At 69.7% G+C, this 24,529-nt stretch carries 25 protein-coding genes and 1 riboswitch; of the genes, 12 read left to right on the top strand and 13 right to left on the bottom strand.

Annotated elements, in window-relative coordinates:
• Window positions 1–103 precede the first annotated feature (103 nt).
• Genes ACPL7H_RS09145 through ACPL7H_RS09135 form a run of 3 tightly spaced genes read left to right on the top strand, consistent with a single transcriptional unit; the run spans window position 104 to window position 2,519 of the window.
• Entirely contained in the window at window positions 104–424 is a 321-nt protein-coding gene (locus ACPL7H_RS09145; protein WP_424796635.1) for a hypothetical protein, read from the top strand.
• Window positions 421–2,028 (top strand): alpha/beta hydrolase, encoded by a 1,608-nt coding sequence (locus ACPL7H_RS09140; protein WP_424796634.1) that lies wholly within the window; start codon window positions 421–423, stop codon window positions 2,026–2,028. Before ACPL7H_RS09145 ends, ACPL7H_RS09140 begins: the two co-directional genes overlap by 4 nt.
• 5 nt (window positions 2,029–2,033) lie before the next feature.
• Window positions 2,034–2,519: an LppA family lipoprotein gene (locus ACPL7H_RS09135; RefSeq protein WP_424796659.1), complete on the top strand. Its 486-nt coding sequence runs from the start codon at window positions 2,034–2,036 to the stop codon at window positions 2,517–2,519.
• 21 nt (window positions 2,520–2,540) lie between these two features.
• On the opposite strand, the gene ACPL7H_RS09130 is transcribed toward ACPL7H_RS09135, so the two are convergent.
• Window positions 2,541–2,867, bottom strand: coding sequence for a histone-like nucleoid-structuring protein Lsr2 (locus tag ACPL7H_RS09130; RefSeq protein WP_424796633.1), 327 nt, complete (start codon window positions 2,865–2,867; stop codon window positions 2,541–2,543).
• Window positions 2,868–2,943: 76 nt separating this feature from the next.
• Between ACPL7H_RS09130 and ACPL7H_RS09125 the strand changes: the two genes are divergently transcribed.
• From ACPL7H_RS09125 to ACPL7H_RS09115, 3 genes are read left to right on the top strand one after another with little or no spacing between them, the layout of a single operon-like run.
• A complete protein-coding gene (locus ACPL7H_RS09125) occupies window positions 2,944–3,612 on the top strand; it encodes a hypothetical protein (protein ID WP_424796632.1) in 669 nt (222 codons plus the stop codon).
• Window positions 3,609–4,172 carry a hypothetical protein gene (locus tag ACPL7H_RS09120; protein ID WP_424796631.1) on the top strand — a complete coding sequence of 188 codons (564 nt, stop codon included), beginning with the start codon at window positions 3,609–3,611 and terminating at the stop codon, window positions 4,170–4,172. The genes ACPL7H_RS09125 and ACPL7H_RS09120 overlap by 4 nt, the downstream gene beginning before the upstream one ends.
• Before the next feature lie 38 nt (window positions 4,173–4,210).
• Window positions 4,211–4,714 carry a hypothetical protein gene (locus ACPL7H_RS09115; RefSeq protein ID WP_424796630.1) on the top strand — a complete coding sequence of 168 codons (504 nt, stop codon included), beginning with the start codon at window positions 4,211–4,213 and terminating at the stop codon, window positions 4,712–4,714.
• Here the strand turns inward: ACPL7H_RS09115 and ACPL7H_RS09110 are convergent.
• Window positions 4,711–6,171, bottom strand: coding sequence for a hypothetical protein (locus ACPL7H_RS09110; protein ID WP_424796629.1), 1,461 nt, complete (start codon window positions 6,169–6,171; stop codon window positions 4,711–4,713). The genes ACPL7H_RS09115 and ACPL7H_RS09110 overlap by 4 nt on opposite strands.
• A 67-nt stretch (window positions 6,172–6,238) precedes the next feature.
• Window positions 6,239–7,264 (bottom strand): alpha/beta fold hydrolase, encoded by a 1,026-nt coding sequence (locus tag ACPL7H_RS09105; RefSeq protein WP_424796628.1) that lies wholly within the window; start codon window positions 7,262–7,264, stop codon window positions 6,239–6,241.
• A gap of 122 nt (window positions 7,265–7,386) precedes the next feature.
• Between ACPL7H_RS09105 and ACPL7H_RS09100 the strand changes: the two genes are divergently transcribed.
• Together ACPL7H_RS09100 and ACPL7H_RS09095 are read left to right on the top strand one after the other, a co-directional pair.
• Window positions 7,387–8,448, top strand: coding sequence for an NAD(P)H-dependent glycerol-3-phosphate dehydrogenase (locus ACPL7H_RS09100; protein WP_424796627.1), 1,062 nt, complete (start codon window positions 7,387–7,389; stop codon window positions 8,446–8,448).
• A 213-nt stretch (window positions 8,449–8,661) separates the two neighbouring features.
• Window positions 8,662–8,752, top strand: a riboswitch (SAM riboswitch).
• Window positions 8,753–8,757: 5 nt separating this feature from the next.
• Window positions 8,758–9,981, top strand: a complete 1,224-nt coding sequence (locus ACPL7H_RS09095; protein WP_424796626.1) for an O-succinylhomoserine sulfhydrylase — start codon at window positions 8,758–8,760, stop codon at window positions 9,979–9,981.
• Between the two features lie 80 nt (window positions 9,982–10,061).
• Here ACPL7H_RS09095 and upp read toward each other — a convergent pair whose 3' ends face one another.
• Window positions 10,062–10,697, bottom strand: coding sequence for a uracil phosphoribosyltransferase (gene upp / locus ACPL7H_RS09090; RefSeq protein WP_424796625.1), 636 nt, complete (start codon window positions 10,695–10,697; stop codon window positions 10,062–10,064).
• A gap of 407 nt (window positions 10,698–11,104) precedes the next feature.
• Between upp and tadA the strand changes: the two genes are divergently transcribed.
• Window positions 11,105–11,536: a tRNA adenosine(34) deaminase TadA gene (gene tadA / locus ACPL7H_RS09085; protein WP_424796624.1), complete on the top strand. Its 432-nt coding sequence runs from the start codon at window positions 11,105–11,107 to the stop codon at window positions 11,534–11,536.
• Between the two features lie 44 nt (window positions 11,537–11,580).
• On the opposite strand, the gene ACPL7H_RS09080 is transcribed toward tadA, so the two are convergent.
• Window positions 11,581–12,411: an NAD-dependent protein deacetylase gene (locus tag ACPL7H_RS09080; RefSeq protein ID WP_424796623.1), complete on the bottom strand. Its 831-nt coding sequence runs from the start codon at window positions 12,409–12,411 to the stop codon at window positions 11,581–11,583.
• A 119-nt stretch (window positions 12,412–12,530) separates the two neighbouring features.
• On the opposite strand from ACPL7H_RS09080, the gene ACPL7H_RS09075 reads away from it, so the two are divergent.
• From ACPL7H_RS09075 to ACPL7H_RS09065, 3 genes are all read left to right on the top strand, one after another.
• A complete protein-coding gene (locus tag ACPL7H_RS09075; protein WP_424796622.1) occupies window positions 12,531–13,868 on the top strand; it encodes an ABC transporter substrate-binding protein in 1,338 nt (445 codons plus the stop codon).
• 143 nt (window positions 13,869–14,011) lie between these two features.
• Complete coding sequence (locus ACPL7H_RS09070; protein ID WP_424796658.1) at window positions 14,012–14,887, top strand: carbohydrate ABC transporter permease; 876 nt, start codon at window positions 14,012–14,014, stop codon at window positions 14,885–14,887.
• Window positions 14,887–15,801 carry a carbohydrate ABC transporter permease gene (locus ACPL7H_RS09065; RefSeq protein ID WP_424796621.1) on the top strand — a complete coding sequence of 305 codons (915 nt, stop codon included), beginning with the start codon at window positions 14,887–14,889 and terminating at the stop codon, window positions 15,799–15,801. The genes ACPL7H_RS09070 and ACPL7H_RS09065 overlap by 1 nt, the downstream gene beginning before the upstream one ends.
• 32 nt (window positions 15,802–15,833) lie before the next feature.
• Here the strand turns inward: ACPL7H_RS09065 and ACPL7H_RS09060 are convergent, their stop codons facing one another.
• From ACPL7H_RS09060 to ACPL7H_RS09025, 8 genes are all read right to left on the bottom strand, one after another.
• Entirely contained in the window at window positions 15,834–16,328 is a 495-nt protein-coding gene (locus ACPL7H_RS09060; protein WP_424796620.1) for a hypothetical protein, read from the bottom strand.
• 137 nt (window positions 16,329–16,465) lie between these two features.
• Window positions 16,466–17,800 carry a YihY/virulence factor BrkB family protein gene (locus ACPL7H_RS09055; protein WP_424796619.1) on the bottom strand — a complete coding sequence of 445 codons (1,335 nt, stop codon included), beginning with the start codon at window positions 17,798–17,800 and terminating at the stop codon, window positions 16,466–16,468.
• 113 nt (window positions 17,801–17,913) lie between these two features.
• Window positions 17,914–19,107, bottom strand: a complete 1,194-nt coding sequence (locus tag ACPL7H_RS09050) for an amidohydrolase family protein (protein WP_424796618.1) — start codon at window positions 19,105–19,107, stop codon at window positions 17,914–17,916.
• On the bottom strand, window positions 19,104–20,807 hold the full coding sequence (locus tag ACPL7H_RS09045; protein ID WP_424796617.1) for a DUF885 domain-containing protein: 1,704 nt from the start codon (window positions 20,805–20,807) through the stop codon (window positions 19,104–19,106). The genes ACPL7H_RS09050 and ACPL7H_RS09045 overlap by 4 nt, the downstream gene beginning before the upstream one ends.
• Window positions 20,804–21,742: an ATP-binding cassette domain-containing protein gene (locus ACPL7H_RS09040; RefSeq protein WP_424796616.1), complete on the bottom strand. Its 939-nt coding sequence runs from the start codon at window positions 21,740–21,742 to the stop codon at window positions 20,804–20,806. The genes ACPL7H_RS09045 and ACPL7H_RS09040 overlap by 4 nt, the downstream gene beginning before the upstream one ends.
• Window positions 21,742–22,584, bottom strand: coding sequence for an ABC transporter ATP-binding protein (locus ACPL7H_RS09035; protein WP_424796615.1), 843 nt, complete (start codon window positions 22,582–22,584; stop codon window positions 21,742–21,744). Before ACPL7H_RS09035 ends, ACPL7H_RS09040 begins: the two co-directional genes overlap by 1 nt.
• Window positions 22,581–23,576 (bottom strand): ABC transporter permease, encoded by a 996-nt coding sequence (locus ACPL7H_RS09030; RefSeq protein WP_424786477.1) that lies wholly within the window; start codon window positions 23,574–23,576, stop codon window positions 22,581–22,583. Before ACPL7H_RS09030 ends, ACPL7H_RS09035 begins: the two co-directional genes overlap by 4 nt.
• The gene (locus ACPL7H_RS09025) at window positions 23,576–24,529 is read right to left on the bottom strand and encodes an ABC transporter permease (RefSeq protein WP_424796614.1); all 954 of its coding nucleotides are present in this window, start codon (window positions 24,527–24,529) and stop codon (window positions 23,576–23,578) included. The genes ACPL7H_RS09030 and ACPL7H_RS09025 overlap by 1 nt, the downstream gene beginning before the upstream one ends.

The raw sequence follows: 24,529 nt of genomic DNA, 5'->3' as shown, positions 1-24,529 counted from the left end.
GCTCCGGGACGTGTTCCATAGTCTCAGGGCAAGTTGATCCTGGGCGTCCCCCCGACCGCCCAGGATCACTTTTTTCCCCAGGCGGCTACCAGGGAGGCTGGTCGTGACCGAGGTGCAGGTGGATGCCGGTGAGGTCCGCAGCACCGCTGGCGCGGTGGACGATGTCGCCCAGAGGGTGAGGGCAGCCCGCGTGCACGACGACCTGTCCGCCATCGCTCCGGCCCTGCCCGGCAGCCGCTCCGCCGACGTCGCCGGGGATCTGGCCACCACCTGGGAGGATGCGGCCTCCCGGTGGGTCGAGGCCACCAACGCCCACAGCCAGAACCTGACCGATGCCGCCGGCGACTACGACGACGTGGACCGGGCCAGCGCACAAATCCAGAACCACCTGAGCGCCCGACTCAGCGGCCCGATGCCGCAATGAGTCTGACTCTGGCCCAGGTGCGCACCTGGCAGGCTGATGCTCTCGCCGGCGTTGCTGACGGGGTGACCGCTCGGCGTCGGATGCTGCTCGGCTGCCTGGACGACCTTGCCGCTGCGTCGCCGCCGTCGTCCTGGACCGGCCGGGCCGCCGCCGCGGCCACTACCGCCCAGCGGGAACTGGAGAGCGCCCTGGAGCAGATGGTGCAGGAACTCTCCGGTGTCATCACCGCGCTTGATGCTGCCGCCGATGTCATCACCGCGGTGCTGGGTGAGTTGTCCGACACCCTCGACTACGCCACCGGGAGTGGGTGCCGGGTGGACCTGGTCACGGGGATGGTGCACCCCGACACCGACGCGGCACCTGTGCAGCGGGTCGCGGACAGGTTGACCCAGGTGCTCAGCAACGCCGCCGAGGCCGATGCAGCCCTGGCCCGGGCGCTGCACACCGCGGCCGCCGCGCTCGGGACCTCCGGACCGGACGCGGGCGACCCGCAGGTCGCAGCGCCACCGGCAGGCGCCGATGAGCGGGACGTCGCCCGGTGGTGGAGGGAGATGGACCCGGCTGCCCAGCAGCACGTCCTGGCCGAACACCCGGAGTGGGTCGGCAACCTGGACGGGATCCCGGGCTGGGCCCGCGACGAGGCCAACCGGACCCTGCTGCCGCGCTACCGGAGCGAACTCGCCGCCTCCTATGACCGGCTGCTGGACCTGGCCCTGGCGAGTCCCGCCAACCCCGCCTTCTTCATCGAGGCGGCCCGGGTGCAGAAGATGCTCGACGGCCTGGACTCGATCGACTCCGTGCTGGCCCGGGGCGGGCGTCAACTGCTCACCCTCGACATCACCGGTGATCATGAGTTGCGTGCGGCGGTGGCCGTGGGCGATGTGGACACCGCCGACTCCGTGGGGGTCTTCACTCCCGGGTTCACCTCCAGCGTGCGCGACTCCCTGGCCGGCTACGACTCCTCGATGGCCTCCCTGGCAGAGACCGCTGCCACCGAGTCACTGCGCCAGGGCAACGTGAACACCGTCGCCACCGTCACCTGGCTGGGCTATGAAGCACCCCAGGCGGACCTGGGGTTGCTGCTGCCCTCCCGTAGCGTGGTCTCGGCCGGCCCGGCCCAGGCCGGTGCGGAGGACCTGGCGTCCTTCATGCGAGGGGTGCAGGCCTCGCGGGAGGCTCCGGCGCACCTGGTGCCGATGGCCCACTCCTACGGGTCGGTGGTCACCGGGTACGCGCTGCAGGAGGCTACCGGCGCCGATGCGGCGGTGATGTTCGGTTCCCCGGGTGTCGGCACCTCCGATGTGGGGGACCTGGAGATGCCGGAGGGCTCCACCTACATGATCGAGGCCCGCCGCGACGTGGTCGCCGACACCGGCTGGTTCGGTCGCGACCCTTCCCACATGGACGGGGTGACCGGGCTGTCGGCGCTGGAGGAGGAGATCGGCGGCACCACGTATTCGGAGTCGGTGGGTCATAACGCCTACCTCGCCGAGGGCTCCACCAGCCAGTACAACCTCGCCCAGATCCTGGCCGGGCAGCCCGAGCACGCCGTGCAGCATCACGGCCGCGGCATCGGTGACTGGTTCAGTAGGCCGTTGTGGTGAGGTCGATGGATGGCGGGCACCCGGACGCGGAGAGGAGACCGATGGTGCAAGGGCATTCGATGGAGCAGGTCATCACTCACCTGAGCCGGTTCCGGGCCGCGATCCTGCAGGAGTTGGCGCGCAGGTTCGGCCCGAGGGACTGGCAGGTGGCACCGAACGTAACCGCCTTCACCCGGGCAGCGGCCGACGACGGCGACCGTCCCGACGCCGAGACGGTCTCCTTGGGCACGATCTACTTCGACGGCGCCTATCCGGCCTCGCTACGGCGCTCGGCCGCGGACACGGTGGCCAGGACCGGGAAGCGGTTCGGTTTCACCGAACTGGTGATCCAGCAGGACTCCCCCGACGGGATCGCCTTCGCCGGACGCCATCCGGACGGGCACACCTACCGGTTCGGCAGCGGAACAACCACCGTGCTGTCGGTGCGCAGCGGCCCGGCCGAGTGGGCCGGTGAGCCCTACACCGGTCCCGCCGAAGTGCCCCGGGGCTGAGCGAGCCCGGCCGCGGGGGCGTTAGTACCCGGCGGCCCGGAACTGGTCGATGATGTCCTGCGGGATGCGGGCCCGGGAGGGGATCTCTATCCCGCGCGAGCGCGCCCACTGGCGCACCGCCTGCGGGTCGACCTTCGTCTCGATGCGCACCAGGTCGGGCTCGGCGACGCCGTCGCGGACCTTGCGGGCCGAGGCGATATAGGGGTCCAGGAAGGACCTCAGCGCAGCCAGGTTCTTCTCGGACAGGTCGATCTCATAGACCTGGTCCTCGAGCCCGAACCGCACGGTCGCGTGGGCATGGCTGCCATCGAGGTCGTCGATGAACTCAACGACGGTTTTTCGGCTCACGTTCCTCGTCCCAGATGGTCGTGTGTGCGCCCATCATAGGGCTCTGCGCACCGTGGGATCCTCTACCCTGCACTATGTGTCGGGTCAGGATCTGGCCGCCATCGATGGGGACATCTCGGTGCGCCAACTCATCGGGTGGCTGGTGGCCACGTGGCCCCGGCGTGTGCTGATCGGCATGGTCGTGGTGGTCCCGCTGGTGGTCGGCCTGGTGGGCGGGTTCGCCCCCGCCCCGGTTCGTGACCTTCCTGCCCTCCCGCCCGGCGAGCCGATTGCGGTGGGGCCCTATGACCTGGCGCTGGAGACCTACTTCGTCTCCGACCAGGTACACACCCGGTACCTGCCGGAGGGCGCCGATGCGTGGTTGGGGCTGGTGCTCACCGTGCGCGGCACCCACACCCAGGCCGTCTCGTTGGACCGCCGCGTCACCACCGTCCCCGAGGGCCTGGGCGCGATCACCCTCGATGAGGATGTGGCCAACCCCGATCACAGTGAGGTGTTGCGCATCGACGACGGCCGCCTGGCCACCAGATTCGCGCCCGGGCTGGAGGTCCAGGTGGTGAGCCTGATCGCGGTCTCCGATGCCGAGGCGATCCCGGATGAGATCACGGTGCAGATCACCGACCTGGAATCGGCCTGGAGTTTCCTGCTGGAGTCCGAGACCTGGTACGAGCGCGAACGCGTCGGTCAGGTGCACCTGAGTCGCACCGGCACGGTGCCCCCGGCGCTGGTGGAGGATGAACGGTGAGACGCGCGCTGCTCACCGCTCTGCTGGCGCTCGCGGCGGTGGCCGCCGGGATGGTCGTGAACGAGTGGCAGGAGGGCCGCGTTGCCACCGCCCAGATCCCGACGACGGTGGAGTTCGGCCAGGACTCCCGGGTGCACCCGGTCACGGTGCACCTGCACGGGGCGCGCCCGGTGGCCACCCTCGCCGGCTCCGGGGGCGAGACGCTCGCTACCTCGGGGCTGTGGGTGGTGCTGGACCTGTCCTATGCCACCGACGATCGGGAGGCCTTCGTCAGTTCGATGGTGCTGGTGGATGACCAGGGCCGCCAGTTCGAGGTGTCCGGGCGAGGGGCCACCGGGTTGTGGCCGGCCGAACCGGACCTATGGCAGCGCGGAGAGGTCGCCTTCGAGGTGCCTGCTGACGCCCTGGGGGAGATGACCCTGGAGATCTACGTCGAGTCGCGCTGGCTGTACGCCCCGGTCCGGTTCGGCCGGGCTCAGGTGTACCTTGACCCCGGTGACGTCGAGGCCGGTCCGGTGGAGCTGGCGCGCCGTGAACTGCTGCCGGGGGGCCGGCGGTGAGGGCCGGCCGGGTGTGGTCGCGCCGGGCGGTGGGCGTGATGAGCGCTCTGCTGGCGATCGTCGCCCTGGTTGCCGCATGGCAGACCAGTACGCACTTCCGGACCGCCTGGGACTCCCGGCCGCGCGTGGCGGTGGTGCCTGGCGAGGACGGTGTCGCCGAGGCCAACGGGCTGGGGGCCTCCGTGGACGGGGTGGCGCTGCTGGAGTCGGTGCAGACCTGGTCCGAGCAGGTCAGCCCCATGGACGGGCACAACTACTGGCACATCGCGCTGCGACTGCACATCGAGCACAGCGAGGTGGCCAACTGCCGGGTATACGTGGAGGACACGCGGGGCCGGCTCTACGAGATCGGCCGGCACGTGCCGACCGGGGTGGAGGGCTACACCTCCGTGCCGACCTGTCAGGACGAGGACGGCACGAGTGAAGTCGGGGACGTGCAGCGGTTCATGGTCCTGATCCCCGATGACGCCCAGCCCCGGTACATCCGGGTGCAGAGCCAGTTCCACCTCAACCCCGACTACTTGGAGTTACCAGCGGGCTAGCCCGGGGACGGCGCCGATGTGTCCGGTGGTGGGATTTCCGGGCGCGCCGGCTCCGACGGTGGGGGTGGTGGCACCGGCCGCGGTGGACCGCCGGAAAGGAGTTCGGCCGGTTCGGGCCGCGGAAGCCGAGCCAGGTCGGTGGCCCCTGCGGGGGACCGCGGCGGCAACCGCAGCCAGGAGGGCGCCCCGAATTTGGTCAGCAACACATCGGCGCTCGCGGCCAGCAGCGCGGTGGACAGGATCAGTACCAGCGTGTCGTTGAGCATGGCGATCGGTGCGGACAGCGAGCGCCACTGGGCACCGTCGAGGGTGGGAGCAACTCGTCCGGCCACACCCCACACCAGGTAGTGCAGTTGAGAGATACTCACGTAGGCCAGGCAGAACGTCAGCACCGGCGTCCATCCGGCCTTAAGGATCATTGCGGCGGCGCCGATCAGGGCGGTGAACCGTCCATCCGCGGCCCCGAGAAGTCTCCAGGCCCGCACGATCGGCGCCATCCCCACCCGGGCAGCCACCCTCGCGAAGGCGGCGCTGGTCCGGCGCAGCCGGATGAGGTCCTGGACCCCGACCACATCGGTGGCCTGCACCCCGTAGACGATCACGCCGATCGCCAGCCACGACACCGGCACCAGGATGGCGGTGACCGCCCCGGCGAGGACGAGTTGGGTCCACTCCAGCGCCGCGGGAGCCACCAGACCGAATGCCGGCCAGACGCCCTCGATCCAGCCCCCGAGATCGCGCAACCACTGTGCTACCTGGCGCCCGCTCCACCAGGCCCGGAACTCGGAGGCCACGTAGGTCACCACGTAGGCACCCAGCACGATCCAGACGATCTCGGCGTAGCCCACCACCACCTGCAGGCCCATCCGGCGCCGGTCCTTGTTGCTGCGCCACAGGGTGCGGCTCCGCACCAGGCGGATCCCCGTCACCCGCACCAGCACGGCGGTGAAGACCACCAGCAGCACCGTCACCGACTCCGCCACCGGGAGACGGCTGACGGTGTCCAGATCGGCGAGATCCTCGGTGCGGCCCATATCGTCGTCGAAGCCCCTGCTGACGTAGGCGCGCATATCGTCCTCCAGGCCGCCGCCGCTCTGGTAGACCACCAGGAACGGCACCAGGACAGCGGCCACCGCTGCCATCAGGTCCGCCAGCGGAGAGGCGTGGCCGGACCGGCGGCGCAGCACGAGCAACATGCCCACCACCGCCAGCATCGGCATGAATGGCACCAGTGAGAGCGCCAGTAGCCCCGGCACCGCTCCGGCCCGGGCGATCAGGATGACCAGCTCCATCAGGTAGTGCTGGGCCAGGTGCGCGGCCAGGGCGATCAGCGTCAGCGGCAGCCAATGGTGGCGCAGCAGGGCGCCGGTGTTGCGCAGCAGGTCGAGGCCGAGCAGCACCGTGGCGCGGGTGTGGGGCGCCGAGCGATCTATGCAGGGATCGGCGTGCTGGGCCATGCGGGTGACTCTAGCGACGCACGGGGCGCCAACCGTCACGCACCGGCAGTTGCGGAGTTGAGCGGGCTCAGCGTGGCCGGCGGAGTTGATCGCCGGCCCAGTCCAGGACGGCTTGGGTGTACTCGGTCCGGACGGGTTCGGCGGACAACGCCAGGTCGTGCCGACCGCCCTCGAACTGGTGCACCCGCACATGCGCGCCCAGGAGCGGGGCGGAGCGTGTCATGTCCTCCACCCCCAGCACCGCATCGGTGCCGGCCAGGTCTTCGGTGCTCGGGCGCGTGGGATGTCCGGAGGCGCCGCTGGTGCACACCAGCACCGGCGCGGTGATGTCCAGACCGCGCCGCACCCGGTGCTGCGCCCGGACCACCGAGGCGAGCCAACCGGCGCGCACCGGGAAGGCCGCGAGCGGCTTCCAGTCAAGGTTGTAGTCGAACTCGCCATCGGATTCGGCGTGCACGCTGCGCCCGTAGGCCTCACCCAGGGTGCTGACCACCAGGTCCGGGGCGACCCGGCCCAGGATCGTCACCAGCGGCCGCAGGAGGCGGCGCGCCGGTGCCGGCCGGTTGAGGTCGAACCACGGACTGTTCAGCACCACCGCGTCGATCAGGGCGGGGTTGCGGTCGGCGTACAGCGCGGCCATCAGACCGCCGGTGGAGTGGCCCACCAGCACCACCTGACGCACCCCGGTGGCGCGGATGATACGCACCGCGGCGGTGATCTCCTCGGCGTGCACCTTAATCCCGCTGGACCAGCCGGGCCGGCGCCCGTCTCGGATGGAGCGGCCGTGGTCCCGCAGGTCAAGGGCGTAGAAGTGATAACCACGCGCGGCCCAGGCAGCCCCGTGCTCGGACTGGAAGAAGTAATCGGCGAACCCGTGCAGATACAGCACCGCCGCCTCAGGGTGACGGCGACGCTCCGGTGGCCCCGCCCGGTGGCGCACCAGGGTGGCAACCGGGGTTCCGCGGCTGTCGGGACGCAGGCTGAGCGTGCGCGCCCGCCAGGGTTCTCCGAGGACGTCGGGCGCCCAGGTGCCCCCATCACGGGAGGCGCCGTCGTCGTCGGCCGGGTGCGTGGGATCGGGAGAGGTGCTCACCATCCCATCCTCACACCGGAGCCGCGGGCGGGTGGTGAGTACGCTGGTTCCAGTCGAGGTGAGCCCGCACGCGGACGCGGTGTCGACGAGTGCCGCAGTGAAACCCGAGGAGGACATAACGCATGAGTGCTGTCGCGATCCTGGGGGCCGGCATCATGGCCTCCGCCCTGACCGTGCCGCTGACCCGCAACGGGCATCGGGTCCACCTGGTGGGCACCCACCTGGACACCGAGATCATCGACTCCATCCAGCGCACCGGAGTGCACCCGCACCTGGAGATCGCGTTACCGGAGGGGGTCACGACCTTCCAGTTGGAGCAGGCGCGGGAGGCGTTCGAGGGGGCCGAGGTGGCCATCAGCGGGGTGAACTCCTTCGGGGTGGCCTGGGCCGGACAGCAACTGAGCGCTCTGCTGCGGCCCGGGATGCGGGTGCTCTCGATCACCAAGGGCATGGACGCCGATGAGGCGGGGAACCTGCGCATCCTCCCCGAGGTGCTGATGGAGCAGGTGGGCGCCGAGTTGTCCGGACAGGTGACGTGGTCGGCGATCGTGGGACCCTCCATCGCCGGGGAGGTCGCGGTGGAGCACGACACCGCCGTAGTGCTCACCGGAACCGATCAGGAGTCCCTGGACTCCTTGGCGCGCATGTTCCGCACCGACTCCTATCACGTGTGGACGTCCACCGACTTCATCGGGCATGAGGTCGGCGCCGCCACCAAGAACGTCTACGCCTTCGCGGCCGGGTTCATGGAGGGGCTGCTCGACGCCGCCGGCAAGGGCGCCGCGCAATACCGCCGGTACAACTACGGAGCCGCGGTCTTCGCCCAGGGCACCAGGGAGATGCTGCGGTTCATCGAACTACTCGGCGGAGACCGGGAGACCACCACCGGCCTTGCCGGTGTGGGAGACATGTTCGTCACCTCGATGGGGGGACGCAACGTGCGGGCCGGTCGCTACGTGGGATCGGGGGTGCCGTTCTCGGAGGTGCGCGACCAGCACATGAAGGGCGTCACCTTGGAGGGGGTGGCCGCGATCGAGGTGATCGGGGCGGCGATCGAGAAGCTCACCGAGCGCGAGGTGATCGGTGCGCAGGAGTTCCCGCTGCTGCGCCACCTGTACGGGATCATCGCCAACGATGAGCCCCTGGAGATGCCGTTCGAGGACTTCTTCGGCGGGATGCGCTGACGCGCAGCCGCGGGCTGGCGTGCGCTGCGGACTGGCGTGCGCTGCCGGTTGACGTGCGCCGCTGGGCTGGCGTGCAGCAGGCGTCGTGCACTGGCGGCGTCCTGCGTCGCCGGCGTCGTGCACTGCGGTCGTCGTCCACTACGGACGTCTTGCAGTGTGGGACGGACCGGAATCGACGTCGGCCCGCCCGGTGCCGGGACGTAGCCTGGCGCAGGACCATCCAGAGCAGCCGAGAGATCTGGCTCGACGACGCTGCAGCAACCCCCGCGGACGCGGACGGTGCTACCGCCAGGAACGATGGAGGCAGCCATGAGCGATCCACAACCTCGATGTTCCCTGCCCGAGGGTGTGGGACCGGCCACCGTGGGCGTGCGCGGGGGCCAGCAGCGCACCGAGTTCGGCGAGATCGCCGAGCCGATGTTCCTCACCCAGGGCTACGCCTACGAACGGGCCGCCGACGCCGAGGCGGCCTTCGCAGGTGAACTCGACATCTTCACCTACTCCCGCTACTCCAACCCCACCGTTGCCGCATTCGAGGAGCGGATGCGCCTGCTGGAGCGAGCGGAGGCCTGCTACGCCACCGCCAGCGGGATGTCCGCGCTGTTCGCCGCGATCGCCCCGCTGGTGGAACAGGGCGGGCGGATCGTGGCCGGCAGGGCGCTGTTCGGGTCCACCTTCGTGGTGCTGGACCAGATCATGGGCCAGTGGGGGGTCAGCACCGACTACGTCGACGCCCACCGGATCGAGGACTGGGAGCGGGCCCTGGCCACCCCGGCTGACCTGGTGCTGTTCGAGACCCCCTCGAACCCGATGATGGACCTGGTCGACATCGCTGCGGTTTCACGGCTGGCCCACCGCGCCGGTGCGCTGGTGATCGTGGACAACGTGTTCGCCACCCCGGTGCTGCAGCGGCCGCTGGAACTCGGCGCCGACCTCATCGTGTACTCGGCTACCAAGCACATCGACGGGCAGGGCCGGGTGATGGGCGGGGCGGTGCTGGGCCCGCGCGAGATCATCTGCGGCCCGGTGCAGGACTTCATTCGCAACACCGGGCCCACCCTCAGCCCGTTCAATGCCTGGGTGCTCCTGAAGGGCTTGGAGACGCTCGCCCTGCGGGTGCGGGCCCAGAGCGCCGCGGCGTGGGAGTTGGCGACATGGCTGGAGGGGCATCCCGGGGTGGCCTCGGTGCGGTACCCGCTCCTGGACTCCCACCCCCAGCAGGTGTTGGCCAAGGAGCAGATGAGCGGCGGTGGGACCGTGGTCACCTTCGATGTGGCCACCGATGGCGCCGGTGCTGCCGAGCGGGTCAAGGAGCGCACCTTCGCGGTCCTGGACGCCCTGCGGATCGTGGACCTGTCCAACAACCTGGGCGATGTGAAGTCGATGGCCACCCATCCGTCCACGACGACGCATCGCAAACTGGGTGCGGCCGGTCAGGCCGCGATCGGAGTCACCCCTGCCACCGTGCGGCTGTCGGTGGGCCTGGAGGACGTGCCCGATCTGCGCGCCGACCTCGACCAGGCCCTGCGCTGACGTCGCGGCAGATGCCCTGATCTCGGGTTCGAGGTGGCGCGCGATCACGGTGGATGCCGCGAAGTCAGCGGGCTCCCGGGTCAGACGACGCCGTAGAGGCGGTCGCCGGCGTCGCCCAGGCCGGGCACGATGTAGGCCTTCTCGTTCAGGCCCTCGTCCACCGCGGCGGTCACGATCGTCACGTCCGCGCGGTCTCCCACAGCCTCCTCCACCGCGCCGAGCCCTTCGGGTGCGGCGAGCAGACAGATTGCGGTCACGTCGCGGGCACCGCGTTCGAACAGGTACTCGATCGAGGCCACCAGGGTGCCGCCGGTCGCCAGCATCGGATCCAGCACGAAGCACTGCCGCCCGGTGAGGTCATCGGGCAGCCGGTTGGCGTAGGTGATCGCCTCCAGGGTGTCCTCATCGCGCTGCAGGCCCAGGAACCCGACCTCCGCGGTGGGCAGCAGCCGGGTCATCCCCTCCAGCATGCCCAGTCCGGCGCGCAGGATGGGCACCACGATCGGCTGTGGATCGGCCATCCTGGTGCCGATGGTGGAGGTGACCGGGGTGGAGATCCGCACCGGCTCGGTGCTCACCTCCCGGGTGGCCTCATAGGCCAGCAGGGTCACCAGTTCCTCGGTGAGTTGGCGGAACGTGGGAGACGGCGTGCGCTCATCCCGCAGGGCGGTGAGTTTGTGGGCGATCAGTGGGTGCTCGACTACGTGCAGGCGCATGACGCCCAACCTACCGACCAGGCACACTGGCCACCATGACAACGGGCCCTCAGGAACCAGGTTCGGATCACACCGGCACCGCTCCGACCGCGGGTGCAGGTGCCGACCGCAGTCGTGGTGGTGGCGCCGACCGCGGCGGGGCGGACGGCAGGCGTGCGGGTGGTGCCGACCGCGGCGATGGGGGGGCGGAGGGCAGGCGTGCGGGTGGTGCCGACCGCGGCGATGGGGGGGCGGACGGCAGGCGTGGTGGTGGTGCCGACCGCGGCGATGGGGGTACCGACCGCAGGCGTGGTGGTGGTGCCCACCGCAGTCGTGGGGGTGCGGGCGGCAGCCGCAGCCCGCGCGCCGATCCCACTGCCGACCCCGCCGCCGATCCATCCATTCCCCGGCCCGGCGATGCGGCCGCGATGCGCCTGGCCCTGCGCGAGGCAGCCACGGCCGGCGCCGCCGGTGACGTGCCGATCGGGGCGGTGGTGCTCGACCCCGAGGGTGAGGTGATCGCCGTCGGGCACAACGCCAGGGAGGCCAGTGCCGACCCGACGGCACACGCCGAGATCCTCGCCCTGCGCGCGGCCGGGAGGGCGATGGGCAACTGGCGCCTGACCGGGTGCACGCTGGTGGTGACGCTCGAGCCGTGCGCGATGTGCGCCGGGGCGGCGGTGCTGGCCCGGGTGGCCCGGGTGGTGCTGGGGGCCTGGGACCCCAAGGCGGGCGCGTGCGGATCCACCCGTGACATCGTTCGCGACTCCAGATTGCCGCACCGAACGGAGGTGACCGGTGACGTGCTCGGCCCCGAGTGCGCGCAACTGCTGCGGGACTTCTTCGCCGAGCGACGCTGAGCGGCCCGCTTTCCAGAGGCGACCAGGGGAGCCGGTCCGGTCCGCTACAAGGGTGCCGGTAACGCTGCCACCAGCGCCGTGAGTGTCTCGGAGGTGCCGGCGTGCACCAGCACGTCGGCGAGCGCGTCGCCCCGGGTGCTGCCGCGGTTCACGATCGCCACCGGTTGTCCGTTCCTGGCGGCGTGCCGCACGAACCGCAGACCCGACATCACCGTCAGGGACGAGCCGAGCACCACCAACGCCTCGGCGTCGTCGACCATCGCATAGGCGCGGGCGACCCGGTCCTTGGGGACGTTCTCCCCGAAGTAGACGATGTCGGGTTTGAGGATCCCACCGCACACCGGGCAGGGCAGCACGCGGAAGCCCTCGGTGGCCTCGATCACCGCGTCGGCATCCGGGGCGATCTCCACGTCGGCGACGCTGACCTCATCGGCGAAACCCGGGTTGAGTTCCTCCAGTTCGCGGTGCAACTGGGTGCGGGTCATCCGATGGCCGCAGGTGAGGCAGATGACGGCGTCGTAGTGACCGTGCAGGTCGATCACCCGCTTGGAGCCGGCCGCCTGGTGCAGCAGGTCCACATTCTGGGTGATCACGCCGTTGACCAGTCCGGTGGCCTCCAGGGCGGCCAGTGCCCGGTGCCCACGGTTCGGTTCGGTGGTGCGCACGTGCCGCCAGCCCACGTGGTTGCGGGCCCAGTAGTGGCGGCGGAAGCCATGGTCGGACACGAACTGCTGGTAGGTCATCGGTGTCCGGGGCGGGGAGTCCGGTCCCCGGTAGTCGGGGATTCCGGAGTCGGTCGACATCCCCGCACCGGTCAGAGCGGTCCACTGCCTGCCGCGCAGCAGGTCCACCAGTTCATCCGTCAAGTCGCTCACGCCAGAAGCCTACGGCTGCGGGGCGGTGAGTGAGGTGCCGGGTGCTCGCCGTGCGCAAGGAAGGGCTCGGCGATATCGTCCACCAGACGGCCATGGCACGGAGGCGACGGAGGCGGGTCATGATCTCCCCTGACATCTCTCGACGACACCTCCTCGGACTGGGTCTGGGGCTCGGGGCGGGCACAGCGCTGGGGCTGGCTGGGTGTGCGCCCGCCACGTCCAACCCGAACGACGGTCCGACGCTGCCCCCCGCGGACGGTCCGATCCGGTTGACGTACTGGTCCTGGCTGAAGGACCTGCAGGTGGTCTGCGACATCTGGAACGAGGCCAACCCGGACGTGCAGGTGGAGGCGGTCTGGATCCAGGGCGGCAACGCCGGGGGGTACCAGAAGCTCTTCTCCGCCCTCGCCTCCGGCGGCGGCCCGGACATCGGGCAGGTGGAGTTCCGCCAGATCCCCGCGTTCCTGCTGGTCAACGGCCTGGTGGAGATCGGCCGGTACGGCATGGGCGAGGTCACCGACCGGTACGACGAGGCCCTGATCAACCAGATCACCTTCAACGACGGAATGTTCGGGGTGCCCCAGGACTCGGGCCCGGTGGGCTTCTACTACCGCCACGACCTGTTCGACTCCATCGGCGCGCAACCACCGGGCACCTGGGAGGAGTGGTTGGAACTGGCCCGCGAGGTCCGCGCCACCGGGGCGTACCTGGAGGCCTTCGACGTCGGGGACACCTCTCCGTTCGCCGCCTACGCCACCCAGGCGGGAGCGAACTGGTGGCAGATCGACGGCGATTCCTGGGTGGTGAACATGACCGATGAGGCCACCCTGGAGGTCGCGGACTTCTTCGACCGTGCCGTGGACGAGGACCTGCTGCACACCGGCTTCGGCCCCTACTCCCCGGGATGGTTCGCCGCGGCCGGCAACGATCAGATCTTCGCGGCCACCGGCGCCTCGTGGGCCGATGCCCTGATCCAGGGGGTGGCCGCCACCGAGGGGCTGTGGCACGTGGCCCCGATGCCGGCCTGGGCGCAGGGCTTCGGGTCGACCTACCTCGGTGGGTCCACCGCGGCGGTGATGGCCAATACGCGCTACCCGGCCGAGGCGCTGGACTTCTGCATCTGGATGACCACATCCGAGGAGGGGATCGACGCGATGATCGAGCACTGCGGCATCGGCTGGTCGCCGTCTCCGGACTTCATCGGTTCCTCCCGGAGGGAGCCGTCGGAGTTCTTCGGCGGGCAGAACTACAACGAGGAGGTCTTCGTGCCGGCCGCCGATCAGCAGAACCTGGAGTGGACCTGGGCACCGACGACGCAGCGCGTCTTCGACATTCTCGGTGACGGGTTCCGGCGCAAACTGACCGCGGGGCAGAGTTTCGTGACGTCGATGCACGAGGCCGAGGAAGCCACCGTGAAGGTCCTCGCCGATACCGGCCTGAATGTGAGGTCGGCATGAAGCGCGCCGAACCGGGGCGTACCGGGCCGGGCGGATCTGCCACCGCAACCGGGAATCGCCCGAGCAGGCGCGAGGACGCGGCCGGCGAGCGGAGCGCCGGTGCGCGCCCGGCCCGTGGTGGCAGAACCCACCGCAACGCCCAGATGCGGCGCGCGCCGTGGTTGTTGCTGACCCCGTTCGTGGTGGTGTTCTTCTTCGCGTTCCTGCTCCCGATCGCCTACGCGGTGGTGCAAAGCTTCGTTCGGGTGGAGCGCCAGGGCCTGTTCGGGGAGGAGGGCATCACCTCCACCTTCGCCGGGGTGGGCAACTACGCGGCGGCCCTGGAGAACGCCGAGTTCGTCGCCTCGATCGGGCGGGTGCTGCTGTTCGGCGCGGTGCAGGTGCCGGTGATGATCGTGTTCGCCACGGTGCTGGCGCTGCTGCTGGAGACCGCCTCGGCGAGATGGCCGGCCTTCTTCCGGGCCACGTACTTCATGCCCTACGGGGTGCCGGGGGTGATCGCCACCATCCTGTGGTCCTTCCTGTACCTGCCGGGCCTGAGCCCGATCGTGGACGTGGCCGAGGCGGTGGGGATCTCCATCGACTTCCTGGGGCCCGGGGTGGTGTTGTGGTCCATCGCGAACATCGTGACCTGGACCTACACCGGCTACAACATGCTCATCATCGTCGCCCAGCTCAAATCCATCCCGGGCGATATCTACGAGGCGGCGCGCATGGACGGCGCCGGTACCTGGCGGATCGCCGGGTCCATCCAGCTGCCGCTGATCCGGCCGGCGCTGATGCTCGCCACCGTCTTCTCCATCATCGGCACCCTGCAACTCTTCGCCGAACCTCAGGTGCTGCAGAGCGTCTCCCCGGCGATCAACAACGACTACACCCCGAACCTGTCGGCGTACAACTCCGCGTTCAACTACAACGACTACGGGGTGGCGGCGGCCCAGTCAGTCATCATCGCGCTGGCGGCATTCGTGCTGTCCTTCACCTTCCTACGCCTGGTGAACCGGAAGGAGAAGCTCTGATGACCGCGCTCGCCCCGACCTCCGCGCGCACCGCCCGGCGCCAGGACCGCGCCAAGAACAAGGCCAAGCCCGGCGGCACCCCGCAGTCGCGCATCATCGTCACCGGCCTGCTCGTGGTGGCGGCGCTGTACTTCCTGGTCCCGGTCTACTGGGTGGTCGTGGCGGCCACGAAGAGCACCGATGACCTGTTCGCTACCAACGGGTTCTGGTTCGCCGAGAACATCAACCTGCTGTCCAACATCACCCAGGTGCTCACCTATGACGGCGGCATCTTCGTGCGCTGGTTCGCGAACTCGGTCTTCTACTCCGGTGTCGGTGGTCTGATCGCCACCTACTTCGCCGCCGCCGGTGGGTATGCCCTGGGCAAGTACCTCTTCCCGGGCCGGGAACTGGTGTTCGGGATCGTGCTCGGTGGGGTGCTGGTGCCGGCGACGGCCACGGCGTTGCCCCTGTTCCTGCTGTTCAGCCAACTGGGGATGGCCAACACCTACGCGAGTGTGCTCATCCCCTCGCTGGTCTCTCCGTTCGGGCTGTTCCTGTGCCGGATCTACTCCACGGCCACGGTGCCGGACTCCCTGATGGAGGCCGCCCGGATGGACGGTGCGGGGGAACTGCGGATCTTCCACGTGATCGGGCTGCGGGCGATGGTGCCGGCACTGGTCACCGTGTTCCTGTTCCAACTCGTGGGGATCTGGAACAACTACTTCCTGCCGCTGGTGATGCTGGCCGACCAGGACCTCTACCCGATCACGTTGGGGCTGAACAACTGGCTGGCGCAGGTGGATCGCCTGCCGGAGTTCTATGAACTCACCACCGGTGGGGTGCTGCTGTCGGTGATTCCCCTGGCTATCGCCATGATCGTGCTGCAGCGCTACTGGCGGGGCGGGCTGACAGCGGGTGCGGTGAAGGAGTAATCGCCCCGGCGTCCGGCTGGACGGCGGCGGCCTCACCCCGCCAGCGGCCCCCACCCGGTGAGGAATCCCACGCCGGCCAGGCTGCCGGCAACCAGACCGCCCCACACGATCGCGGCGATGATCTGCCAGATCACCACGCGGGTGCGGGCGTAGCCGACGCTGACCATGATGAACGTGGTCAGGGAGATCGCCAGGACGGTCGGGGCCAGCAGGGAGGCCAGCGGTACCCCGTACCTGTCGGTGCGGGCCACGACCCGGGCCCGGCGGGAGTCGGAGGCGGCAGGCTTGTCGTGCCGCCGGTTCGCTACGGCGCCGCCGGCGAGGCTCGCGATGAGCACCGCGCCGGCGTTCCCCACCACCGCCGCACCGTAGGCCAGCAGCAGCGGTACGCCGGCCACACTGCCGATCGCTGTGCCCAGGTAGGACTCCACGAACGGCACCACGCCCAGCAGCGCGACGGCCAGCACCGAGACCACCGGTGGCAGGTCGGCGACGAAGACTTGAATGTCAGTGACGAACTGGTCCATGTCTGGCTCCTAGGGGCTCGGACCACCGGTGGCGGTATCTGCTGGGATATCTCCAGCATTCCCGCCGAACCTCTCCGTCAGTAGTGCACCGGTTCAGGGATCGCCGTGCATCTGACCCGGGCCGGCCGTGACAGCCGTCATGTGCGGGCCACGTCCGGGGCGGGGTTGTCCCGCTCTCCGGCGCCTTCGGGGGCCTCCCGCTCGCCGGGGTCCTCGGTGGCGTCCCGCTCGGCGGCGTCCCGGCCGGTCTTGTGCTGCAGTTCGGCGTTCAGCACCCCTCCGGTGAGCAGGGCGATGGAACTCAGCCACATCCACAGCACCCCGGCGAGCACCAAGCCGACGGTCTGCGCAGCGGCCTGGACCGCTGAGTCCTGTACCGGGTCCCCTTCCAGTACCGAGGTGCCCGTGTAGGCCAGGTACTGGCCGAAACCGAGGGAGATCCCGATCAGCAGGATGGTGCCCAGCACTGCCCCGGGCAGGCACCGGGTCCACACGGTGTCCACGTTCGGGCCGTACCGGTACAGCATGGTCAGGTAGAGCGCGACCACGGCCGCGACCGCCGGCCAGCGCAGCACGCCCCACGCGATCTCGAAGAAGGCACCGAGCCCGAACTGGTCGGCGATCTCCCGGCCACCGCCCAGCAACGGTCCCACCACCACCATCGCCACCAGTGCCAGCAGTGTGATGACCGCACCGAAAGCCAGCACCAGCCCGAGCGCCTGCAGGCTCAGGAATGCGCGGCGCTCCTGCACCGCGTAGGCATCGTCGAGTGCGCGGATCGCCGCGCGGAACATTCTGCTGGCCAGCCACAACGCCGCCAGGACCGATCCGATCGCCACCCCGGCCCGCTCCTGCGCGAGCAGCCCCTCGATCAGCGGCACCAGCACCTCATCGGTGACGTCGGAGGCGAAGACCGTTGCCACGGCCTCGATGAGGCTCTGTTCGATCTGCCCAACCTGCTCCGGGCCGAGGATCCGTTCCAGAAAGCCCAGGCTCGAGCCCAACGCCAGGCCCAGCGGCACCAGGGAGATCAGCCCGTAGTAGGTCATCTCCGCGGCCAGACCGGTGACTCGCACCTCTTGGACCCGGCGTACCGAGCGGAATGTCAAGGAGACCAGGTTGATCCGGCGCTCCCGGTCCTCCCGGCCCTCCACCCGGTGCTGGATGCGCGTCATCAGGTCCTGGTCGGGGGCGCGTGCGGCCCGGTACCGGCGCAGTGGGTCGAGCCCGAAGTGATTGATCGCCGCGCCCAGATGGGAGAGCAGCAGACCCGCGGCAGCGGCCCCGCCCAGGCTGATCACCGGGCGCCACGGCGCGTGCGTCACTTCCATCAGGCTCAGCCCGGAGGTGAAGGAGCCGAAGACCGACAGGATGGTGGTGGCGGCCGGACTGAGCCAGGTGCGCATCGGGGAGTACCGGCGAAAGGTGGCCGCCACGACGAAGCCCGTCAGCACTACGGCCACGAACAACACGACGACTCCCCGCTTCAACGCGCACTGGTGTGCTCAGGATGGCACGATCATCGGGCCGCGAGGAGCGGACATACCCGCCGGCGCCGAACTGAACGGCGAAGAGGTCCGGGGACTCAGCCCACCACGGTGCCCGCTCGGATCACGGTGCGCGGACGGGACTCGTCCCACAGCGCCGCAGCATCGGTGCGTGGATCGGCATCGAGGATGATCATGTCCGCCACGGCGCCAGGTGCGATCCGGCCCAGGTCCTCACGTCCTAGGATGTCCGCATTCACCCGGGTGGCCGACCGGAGCACGTTGTCCACGCCGTCGGCCTCGATCTGCAGGCGCATCCCGAGGAGCTGGTCGTCCTCCAGGTCACCCATCAGGTCGGTGCCGAACCCGATCGCGACCCCGGCGGCGCGAGCGGTCGTGATCGCCTCCTGGCCGGCGTGGAAGACCTGCCGGTTCTTCTCCTGACCGTCCTCGGAGAGCCCCACCGCGGCGCCCCGGCGGTTCATCGCGTCGTACGCGACCAGCGTCGGAACCAGGAAGGCACCGTGCGTGGCCATCTCCTGTGCGGCTGCAGCATCGAGCAGGTTGCCGTGCTCGATCGTGCGAACACCGGCTCGCACGGCGTGCACGATCGACTCGGGTGAGTAGGCGTGTGCGGCCACGTAACTGTGCCGTCGGGCGGCCTCGGTGCAGATCGCCTCCAGTTCCTGCTCGGAGTACTGCGGCAGCCGGATCGGGTCGGTGGGGGAGACGACACCGCCGGATGCCATCACCTTGATGCAGTGTGCCCCGGTGCGGAGCCGGTCCCGGACGGCAGTGCGCACCGCGTCCACGCCGTCGACCACCTCGGTGATGTGCCCGGACAACGCGCACGAACCCAGATCCGCCGGACGAGGATCGCCGTGCCCCCCGGTCTGGCTCAGGGCCGCGCCGGAGTAGAAGTACCGCGGCGCGGGGATCAACCCGGCCTCGATCGCCCGAGCCAGACCGATGTCCCCACCGGCCACGTCACGCACGGTGGTGAATCCCCGCGCCAGGGCCCGGCGCAGGCGCTGACCTGCGGCCAGCGCGACATAGCTCATCGGTGTCTGGTCGATCCCGAAGGCGTCCAGACCGATGCCGTAGGCGTGGAAGTGGGCGTCGATCAGCCCGGGGATCACTGTGCGACCGTGTGCGTGCACCACGGTGTCGCCGTCCTGGGGCTCCACCGCGCCGACTGCCTCGATGCGTCCATCGACCGTTCTGATCGAAGCGGCCGAGACCCGTCCGTCGTCAAGGATGGCGGCATCGGTGATCGTCAGTGCCCCGCTCACCGTGCACCGCCGTTGTGCACGCGGGTGGCCCATGCGGCCACAGCCCGCTGCACCTCGGTCCGCAACACCTCCAGTGGCACGCTGCCCAGGGCGAGGATCACGTCGTGGAAGTGCCGTAGGTCGAAGTGCTCACCGAGGGTGCCTTCGGCGTGCCTGCGCAGTTCCAGGATCGCCAGTTGCCCCAAGTAGTAGGAGGCGGCCTGGCCGGGCCAGGTGATATAGCGGTCCACCTCGGTGCTGATCTCGTGCTCGGACAACGCGGTGTTCTGCCGCAGGAAGTCCTGGGCCCGCTCCCGGCTCCAGCCCAGGGCGTGGATCCCGGGGTCGATCACCAGCCGGGCGGCCCGCCACATCTGGTAACTGAGCATCCCCATCATCTCGAACGGGGTGCGGTAGATGCCCATCTCCACCCCCAGGCGCTCGCAGTACAGCGCCCAGCCCTCACCGTAGGCGGAGATGTAGACCTCCCGCCGGTAGTCGGGGTTCTGCTCGGCCTCGGCGGCGAAGGCGCTCTGGAACGCGTGCCCCGGGGCCGCCTCGTGCAGAGTCAGCGCCGGCAGCGCGTACAGCGGCCGGGCGGGCAGGTTGTAGGTGTTCAGCGTGTACCGGTCCCGACCGCCGCGGCCGGCGGTGTAGTAGGGCGCCAGGTCCGGCGGCGGTTCGATGATGCCGAACCGGCCGCGCGGGACCAATCCGAAGAACTGATGGACGACGGCGTCGAACAGTTTGCACTGCCAGGCCGCCTCCTTGAGGAGCTGGGCTGGGGTGTCCACGTAGAACTGGGGGTCGGTGCGCATGAACTCCCGCATCGCCGCGGCGTCGTCGAAGCCGGCTTCCTCGGCCACCTGGGCCATCTCGGCCTGGATCGAAGCGACCTCGGCCAGCCCGATCCGGTGGACCTCCTGCGGGTCCAGGTCCGTGGTGGTGTACTCGCGCAACTGGGCGCGGTAGAACTCGGTGCCGCCGGGGGTGGCGGCCACCGAGACGTCCTCGGGTAGGCCGGGCAGATACTCGGTGACGAGGAAGTCCAGCAGGGCGGCGTAGGCGGGGATCACCGTCTGCTCGATCACGGCGGTAGCAGCCGAGATCAGGTCCCTGCGCCGTTCGGCGCCGACCGTGGCGGGCAGGTCGGTGAACGGACGCAGGTAGGCGACCTGGTCGGCGCTGGTGGCCTCGGCCACACTGCGGGCGGTGCCCTCCCGCCCGGCCATAGCCACCCTCGGTGGGGCGAACCCGCGGCGCAGGCCGGTGCGCATGTTCTCGATGTGCTGGTCGAACCAACGCGGCAACTGGCGCAACTGCTCCAGGAACGCCTGGGCCTGCTCATAGGTCATCGAGACCCGGGCCAGGCCCTGATGGTCGGTCCAGAACGCGGTGTCGGAGTTCATCGGGCGCTCAAACACCCGGTGGTCCACGTGGGCGATCAGGGCCTCGATCTGGGTGAGGTAGACCGCCAGGTCCACCCGGGCACGCGCCGAAAGCGCTGCGGTATCCAGGCCGGCCAGTTCCTCCTTGACCGAGCGCCAGTGCTCGCCGCGGGCCTGCCAGGCCGGCGCGGAGACGTCCGGCAGGCGCGCATCGACCTCCTGTCCCCAGTAGAACTGGCTGCCGAGTTCCTGGAGCCGCCAGGTCCACTCGGCCTCGGAGATACGCCGGAACTCGGTCTCGGCGGGGCTGCTGCCTCCGGCGGAGGTGCTCATCGGTGCTGGTCGTCCTTTCGTCGCTGACTGGTGGCCGCGTCGTCTGCCTCGTCTGCCGCAGTTGTCTCGTCGGCCGCAGCTGTCTCGTCTGTCTCGGCTGTCGCGGCTGCCGAGGCTGCCTCGGCGCGGATCCGGGCGGCATCCCATTCGGTGGGGATGCGCGGTACGGCAGCGAGCAGTTCCTGGGTGTAGGCCTGGCCGGGTGCGTCGAAGATCTGCGCGCACGAGCCCTGCTCGACCACCTTGCCCTTGTGCATCACGGCCACCTGGTCGGCGATCTCGCGCACCACGGCCAGGTCATGGGCGATGAAGAGGTAACTCAGGCCCAGATCGCGTTTGAGGTCCTGGAGCAGATCGATCACCTGGGCCTGCACCGACACGTCCAGGGCGGAGACCGCCTCGTCGCAGATCACGACCTTGGGGTTGACCGCCAGCGCCCGAGCGATCCCGATTCGCTGGGCCTGCCCGCCGGAGAACTGGTGCGGGTAGCGGGTGGAGTGATCGGGGTTCAGGCCCACCCGGGCCATCAGGTCCTTCACCCGGGTGCGGTAGGAGACCTTGGTGCGGATGCCTTGGTAGCGCAGGGGTGCCGACACGATCCGCTCCACGTCGTGGCGGGGATTGAGCGAGGAGTAGGGATCCTGGAACACCAGTTGCACGTTGCGGCGGAAGGTGCGCAGATGGCTGTCGGTGGCCTGGGTGACGTCGGTGCCCTCGAGGTAGACCGACCCAGCCGTGGCGGGGATGAGCAGGGAGAGCAGCCGGGCGCTGGTGGACTTGCCCGATCCCGACTCCCCCACCACCGCCAACGTCTGGGCCTGGTGCACCCGCAGGCTCACGTCATCGACCGCCAGTAACGTCTCGGGCCGGCGGCCCTTGGCCCTGGTGGTGTAACTCTTGGCCAGGTTGCGGCCCTCGAGCAGTACCTCACCCATCAGTGCACCTGCCCATCGATGCGTGGCGTGGCATGCAGCAACTGGGTGGTGTACTCGTGCTGCGGGGCGGAGAAGATGCGCTCGGCGGGGCCCGCCTCGACCTGTCTGCCGTGGCGCATCACGAGGATGTCATCGGCCATCTGGGAGACCACCGCCAGGTCGTGGGTGATGAAGATCATCGCGATACCGGTCTGCTCCTGCAGTCCGCTGAGCAGTTCCAGGATCCGTGCCTGCACCGTCACGTCCAGTGCGGTGGTGGGCTCATCGGCAATGAGCAGGTCCGGCTCGCACACCAGCGCCATGGCGATCATGATGCGCTGGCGCATGCCGCCGGAGAACTGGTGCGGGTAGTGGTCGTACCGGTCCGCCGGGGAGGGGATGCGCACCTGCTCCATCGCCTCGACCGCCACCGCGCGTGCCTGTTTGCGGGAGGCGTTGCGGTGCGCCCGGTAGGCCTCGGCGATCTGGAAGCCCACGGAGTAGTACGGGTTCAGGGAGGAGAGCGGGTCCTGGAACACGATCGAGATCCGGTTCCCGCGCAGCCGGCGCATCTGCGCATCGCTTCGGCCCAGCAGCGCCTCACCGTCGAAGACGACACTGCCGCTAGCCCGCGCCCCCACCGGGAGCAGGCCCATCAGGGCCAAGGAGGTCATCGACTTGCCGGACCCGGACTCACCCACCACACCCAGGGTGCGGCCACGCTGCACATGCAACGAGACCCCGTCCACCACGGCGGTGGCCCGGCGCGCTTCGCCGAACTCCACGGTCAGGTCCCGCACTTCCAGCAGGGGCGCGGTGGTGGGAGCGGTACCAGCCTCGGCGGTCGTACGGCGCGGGCTCATGAGACGGCCGTCCGCACGCGCGGGTCCAGCACCGGGTAGAGCAGGTCCACCACGATGTTCATCAACACCACGGCCACACCCGCCACGATCGTCACACCCATGATCACCGGTTGGTCGTTAGTGCTGATCGCGTCGTAGGCGAGCTTGCCCACCCCGTTCAGGCCGAACACGGTCTCGGTGATCAGGGCCCCACCGAGCAGGGCCGCGAAGTCCATCCCGAACAGGGTGGACACCGGGGTCAGTGAGGGTCGCAGGGCGTGCCTGGTCAGCAACGGGCCGCGGGACAGACCCTTCGCCCGGGCGGTGCGCATGAAGTTCTCCGAGAGGGTCTCCAGCACGTTGGCCCGGGTCAGCCGGGTGTACATCGCGGCATACATGAGCGAGAGCACCACCCACGGCATCAGGTAGGCCTGGAACCATCGCACCGGGTCATCGCTGAACGGCACGGCAGAGGGGAAGGGCAGGATGCCCAGTTGTACCACCAGCAGGTACTGCAGGATCAGGGCCACGAAGTAGTTCGGCAGCGCGATCCCGGCCAGGGCGGTGCCCATCGCCGCACGGTCCCACCAGCTGCCGGCCTTGACCGCGCTGACCAGGCCGGCGCTCACCCCGGCGAACAGCCACAGCACCGCCGCGCCGATCGCCACGGTCGCGGTGACCGGGAACCGGTCGGCGATCATGGTCAGCACCGACTGGCGGGTCTGGAAGCTGTACCCCAGGCATGGGGCGTCGCAGAACACCGCGGAGGCACCGGTGCCGTAGGAGCGGCCCACGAAGATTCCGGACAGGAAGGTCCAGAACTGGGTCAGGAAGGGGTCCTGCAGTCCCAGGCGGGTGCGGATGTCGTGGATACGTTCGGCCGAACAGGTCTGCCCGCAGATGCTCGCTGCCGGGTCCGGGGTGAGCCAGAAGAAGATGATGAAGGTGAACAGCACCACCGCGAACAACACCACGGCGGCTGCGAACAGCCGCCGGATCAGGTAGGTCAGCATCAGCCTTGCGCCCCCCTCGCCAGACCCTTCTGCAGGGCGTCTCCGAGCACCATGAACGACAGCACCGTCAAGGTCAGGAAGATGCCGGGGAAGATGAAGAACAGTGGGTGGGAGGCGTACCAGGGCACGGCCGCCGCCACCATCTGCCCCCAGGACGCCGTGGGCGGCTGCACCCCCACACCGAGGAAGGACAGGCCCGCCTCGGTGGCGATGAAGTTCGGGATCGACAGGGTCGCCAGCACGATGATCGAGGCCACCAGGTTCGGCAGCACCTCCTGGAAGACGATCCGGAGCCTGCTGGCCCCAGCCGCTCGGGCCGCTTCGACGAACTCCCGTTCTGTCACTGACATCGCCTGGCCGCGCACGACTCGGGCGATCGCCGGCCAACCGAAGATGGCCAGCACGAGCACCAGCATCAGGGGCCGGTTCCCGCCCGGGATCGCCGAGAGGATCGCGATCATGAAGATCAGCGCGGGGAAGGCCATCAAGAAGTCCATGATCCGGGAGATCACCTGATCGACCACCCCGCGCAGGAACCCGGCGAGCACCCCCAGGGTGACGCCCAGGGCCGTGGTCAGGACGGCCGCGGCCACCGCGATCGTCAGGGAGATCCGCGCGCCGTAGACGATCCGGGCGAAGATGTCGCGCCCGTTCAGCGGTTCCACACCGAACCAGTGGTCGGCGGAGATGCCGCCGTAGCGCCCCTCCGGGAGGCCCCCGCGGGCCGGGTCCAACTGGTCCTGGTGGAACTCCAGTGGACCCGAGCCGCTGATCGAGGTGAGCACCGGCGCGAGGATCGCCATCAGGGCCACGATCCCCAGGAAACTCAGCGCCAGCACCGCGGAGGGGCGGAGCAGGGCCCGGCGCATCGCGCTGCTGCGCTTGCCGGGTTGCTCCGCGTCCTCCTCGGGGCCGAGATGTTCCTCCGCCGTGAGCTGGGTGCTCAGGGTCAT

The sequence above is a fragment of the Pseudactinotalea sp. Z1732 genome, from assembly GCF_049724975.1.
Taxonomy (GTDB): Bacteria; Actinomycetota; Actinomycetes; order Actinomycetales; family Beutenbergiaceae; genus CALKWS01.
Note: the sequence above shows the minus strand (reverse complement) of the source record. Positions and strands in the feature narration are given on the sequence as shown.